The sequence below is a fragment of the Aetokthonos hydrillicola CCALA 1050 genome, from assembly GCF_017591665.1.
GTDB lineage: Bacteria > Cyanobacteriota > Cyanobacteriia > Cyanobacteriales > Nostocaceae > Aetokthonos > Aetokthonos hydrillicola.
The window spans coordinates 1-1,279 of sequence record NZ_JAAKGC010000411.1; the positions used below are offsets into that span (position 1 = coordinate 1).

A 1,279-nucleotide genomic window follows, 5' to 3' on the forward strand; every position below is an offset into this window, starting at 1 on the left:
CAAGTTGATCACCAATATTTTTTAGCAAATCAGTGTTAGCAAGAGTCGTTTTTTGAATAGAGCATTTAGCTAAATAAATATCATTTTCATGAGCTTCATGGTTACGCAGCATAGCAGCATATTCCTTGAAAGGGATACTTTGCGCTTCCACTCCACTGCCGATATTTTTCCATTGGCGTTTATCTTGCTTATATCGTTCTTTTCCATAAAACCTGAGCAAAAATTCTTGCTCACCTAACTTTTCACTCAGATACTCCAGATTCCAGTCACACTCCTTGAGTAATCCAGTAATCACAACTGGTTTTCCAGTTTTTTGGTATTGTTCAACAAATTTTTCTGGTGTTAAGGATGATATATCTACACGATTGATATAGTTAGCTGTTCTCTCTAGTTTGGGTGGAGAGTCTTTTGTCAATGTAGTGTAGTGTTCACTCATGCTCTTCACTAAGATTTACGAGCATATTTAATTTTCCAACAAAATTGTTTTGTTGATTACTATCTTTCCATAGGGATTTTGTTTAGTTTGCATAGAAAAAAAATATGAATTTGGCCATTCTACAAGCCATAAAATTCATCTTGTAGGGTGCGTTACGCTGCGCTAACGCACCGCAAAATTGAAATGGTGAGTTACGCTACAATTTCATAATCTAATTTCCTGTTCTACCTCCAGCCCAGCCAGAAAATTTCTATCTTCGCTGATGTGAGGAAATTTCAGTTGTGAATCTGGAATTCCTTTAGCTAATTGACGTTGGCGAATAATTGCAAAACTCCCCGAAGCTAAAATTCGAAGGAATGGAGGAGGAATTGCATCGCGGCGGCTAATTTCGTAGTGAGTGTTAACTTCCTGAAGCTTGCGGTCAAAACTTTCTAACAAAGCTCGAGGATTTTCTAGCTTATGACCAGCAGCTAACTCAATGCAAGCCAAATAACGAGCTGGGAAATCATTCTCTGACAAGGTAATACAAAAATCCTCCAAGGGTAGATTAAACTCCTGTTGCAAGGCTTGCATTACTTGAGTTACGTGAAATTCAGTTGTTTTCTCTGTTGTGGAAGAAATAAACCCACCCTTACGATGGCGAAATACAATGACTGGAGCTTTTCCATAAAAACCCAGCACCTCTACAACATCACCAATATCGTAACGGTAAAATCCACCATAGTTAGTTACCAAAATACGGTAGCGTTCTCCTACTTTAACTTCTGTAGCAAGTAGTGTTTTTGGATGTTCTACTTCCCACTGATCTTCCGGAACAAACTCAAAAAAGCTGCTTTCAATAGC

At 38.2% G+C, this 1,279-nt stretch carries 2 pseudogenes; both read right to left on the reverse strand.

From position 1 onward, the window contains the following. A pseudogene (locus G4P69_RS38410) lies at nt 1–436 on the reverse strand (hypothetical protein); the annotation flags it as partial. 204 nt (nt 437–640) lie between these two features. Beyond that, nucleotides 641–1,279 (reverse strand): annotated as a pseudogene (locus G4P69_RS38415) (GH3 family domain-containing protein); the annotation flags it as partial.